The 2819-nt window shown below is 76.3% G+C and carries 2 protein-coding genes; both read left to right on the top strand.

Features of this window, described 5'->3' with window-relative positions:
* Positions 1 to 48: 48 nt before the first annotated feature.
* Positions 49 to 1566 carry a cobyric acid synthase gene (locus G3I53_RS14180; protein ID WP_164438403.1) on the top strand — a complete coding sequence of 506 codons (1518 nt, stop codon included), beginning with the start codon at positions 49 to 51 and terminating at the stop codon, positions 1564 to 1566.
* Positions 1567 to 1669: 103 nt separating this feature from the next.
* A partial coding sequence (locus tag G3I53_RS14185; protein WP_203617082.1) for an ATP-binding protein occupies positions 1670 to 2819 on the top strand: 1150 nt, incomplete at its 3' end.

Below are 2819 nucleotides of genomic sequence, written 5' to 3' on the forward strand. Positions count from 1 at the left end.
GCTCGGCGTGGGCGCCGCCGCGCGGCTCCTGGCGCGGGGGCGCGGGCGGTGAGCGGGCGCGGGGGCGGCCTGCTGGTCGCCGGGACCACGTCGGACGCGGGCAAGAGCGTGGTGACCGCGGGCATCTGCCGGTGGCTGGCGCGGCAGGGTGTCGCGGTGGCGCCGTTCAAGGCGCAGAACATGTCGCTGAACTCCTTCGTCACCCGCGAGGGGGCGGAGATCGGCCGGGCGCAGGCCATGCAGGCGCAGGCGTGCCGGATCGAGCCGACCGCGCTGATGAACCCCGTGCTGCTCAAGCCGGGCGGGGACCGGAGCAGTCAGGTGGTGCTGCTCGGCAGGCCGGTCGGCGAGCTGAGCGCGCGCGGCTACCACGACGGGCGCCAGCAGCGGCTGCTCGGCACGGTGCTGGACTGCCTGGAGCAGTTGCGGAGCACGTACGACGCGGTGATCTGCGAGGGGGCGGGCAGCCCGGCCGAGATCAACCTGCGGCGCACGGACATCGTCAACATGGGTCTCGCGCGGGGTGCCCGGCTGCCGGTGCTGGTGGTCGGCGACATCGACCGCGGGGGTGTGTTCGCCTCGTTCTTCGGCACGGTGGCCCTGCTGTCCCGGGAGGACCAGGAGCTGGTCGCCGGGTTCCTGGTGAACAAGTTCCGGGGCGACGTGTCGCTGCTGGAGCCGGGGCTGGACATGCTGCGCGGCCTGACCGGGCGGCGGACGTACGGCGTGCTGCCGTTCCGGCACGGGCTCGGCATCGACGAGGAGGACGGGCTGCGGGTGTCGCTGCGCGGTGCCGTGCGGGAGTCGGCGGTGGCCGCGCCGGCCGGTGCGGACGTGCTGCGCGTGGCGGTGTGCGCGGTGCCGCTGATGTCGAACTTCACCGACGTCGACGCGCTGGCCGCCGAACCGGGCGTGGTGGTGCGGTTCGTGGACCGGCCGGAGGAACTGGCCGACGCCGACCTCGTCGTGGTGCCCGGCACCCGCGGCACGGTGCGGGCCCTGCGCTGGCTGCGCGAGCGCGGCCTGGCCGGGGCGCTGCGGCGGCGGGCCGCCGAGGGGCGCCCGGTGCTGGGCATCTGCGGCGGCTTCCAGATCCTCGGCGAGCACATCGAGGACGACGTGGAGAGCCGGGCCGGGCGGGTCGACGCGCTGGGGCTGCTGCCGGTGCGGGTGCGGTTCGCCCCGGAGAAGACGCTGGCCCGGCCGGCCGGTGAGGCGCTGGGCGAGCGGGTCGAGGGCTACGAGATCCATCACGGCGTCGCCGAGGTCACCGGCGGCGACCCCTTCCTGGACGGCTGCCGTGCGGGGCAGGTCTGGGGCACGCACTGGCACGGCTCGCTGGAGTCGGACGGCTTCCGGCGGGCGTTCCTGCGCGAGGTGGCGGCAGCGGCGGGGCGGCGTTTCGTCCCCGCTGCGGACACGTCGTTCGCCGCGCTGCGCGAGGAGCAGCTCGACCGGCTCGGCGACCTGATCGAACAGCACGCGGACACGGACGCCCTGTGGCGGCTCGTGGAGTCGGGCGCGCCGGACGGGCTGCCGTTCCTCGCGCCGGGGGCGCCCGCGTGAGCCCCGCCCCGGCCGCCACCGGCAGGCACGGCGGGACAGACACACACCGGCACGCACACGGACACGGCGACGCGGACGTCGGCGACTCGGAGGGCAACGACACATGAGCATTCCCTTTCCGTTCACCGCGGTGGTGGGGCAGGACGACCTGCGGCTGGCACTGCTGCTGAACGCCGTCTCCCCGGCGGTCGGCGGTGTGCTGGTGCGCGGGGAGAAGGGCACCGCCAAGTCCACGGCGGTGCGGGCCCTTTCGGCACTGCTGCCGCCGGTGACGGTGGTCGCGGGCTGCCGCTTCTCCTGCGACCCGGCGGCGCCCGACGGCACGTGCCCGGACGGCCCCCACGAGCCGGGCGGCGGCACCGAGCGGGCCGCGCGCATGGTGGAACTGCCCGTCGGCGCCTCCGAGGACCGGCTGGTCGGGGCCCTCGACATCGAGCGGGCGCTCTCGGAGGGCGTGAAGGCGTTCGAGCCGGGCCTGCTGGCCGACGCGCACCGCGGGATCCTCTACGTCGACGAGGTCAACCTGCTCCACGACCACCTGGTCGACCTGCTGCTGGACGCCGCCGCGATGGGCGCCTCGTACGTCGAGCGCGAGGGTGTGTCGGTGCGGCACGCGGCGCGTTTCCTGCTCGTGGGGACGATGAACCCCGAAGAGGGGGAGCTGCGGCCGCAGTTGCTGGACCGGTTCGGGCTGACCGTCGAGGTGGCCGCCTCGCGGGAGCCCGACGAGCGGGTGGAGGTCGTGCGGCGGCGGCTCGCCCACGACGACGACCCGGCCGCCTTCGCCGCCCGGTGGGCCGACGAGGAGGCGGCCGTGCGGGCCCGGATCGTGGCGGCGCGGGAGCTGCTGCCGTCGGTGCGCCTGGGGGACGGGGCGCTGCGGCAGATCGCGGCGACCTGCGCGGCCTTCGAGGTGGACGGCATGCGGGCGGACATCGTGATGGCCCGCACCGCGACCGCGCTGGCGGCCTGGGCGGGGCGGACGGACGTGCTGGCCGAGGACGTGCGGCAGGCGGCGCTGCTGGCGCTCCCGCACCGGCGGCGGCGCAACCCGTTCGACGCGCCGGGCCTCGACGAGGACAAACTGGACGAGACGCTGGAGGAGTTCGGCGACGACGAGCCGGATCCGGGCCCGGACGGGCCGGACGACGGCGGTGGCGGAGGGGGCGGCGGGCAGCCGCCGGCCGGTGACGGGCCGCAGGGCAGTGACGGGCCGCAGGGCGGTGAGGTCCCCGCGCAGGGCGGGGCGGGGG

The organism is Streptomyces sp. SID14436, from assembly GCF_010548465.1.
Classification (GTDB): Bacteria; Actinomycetota; Actinomycetes; order Streptomycetales; family Streptomycetaceae; genus Streptomyces.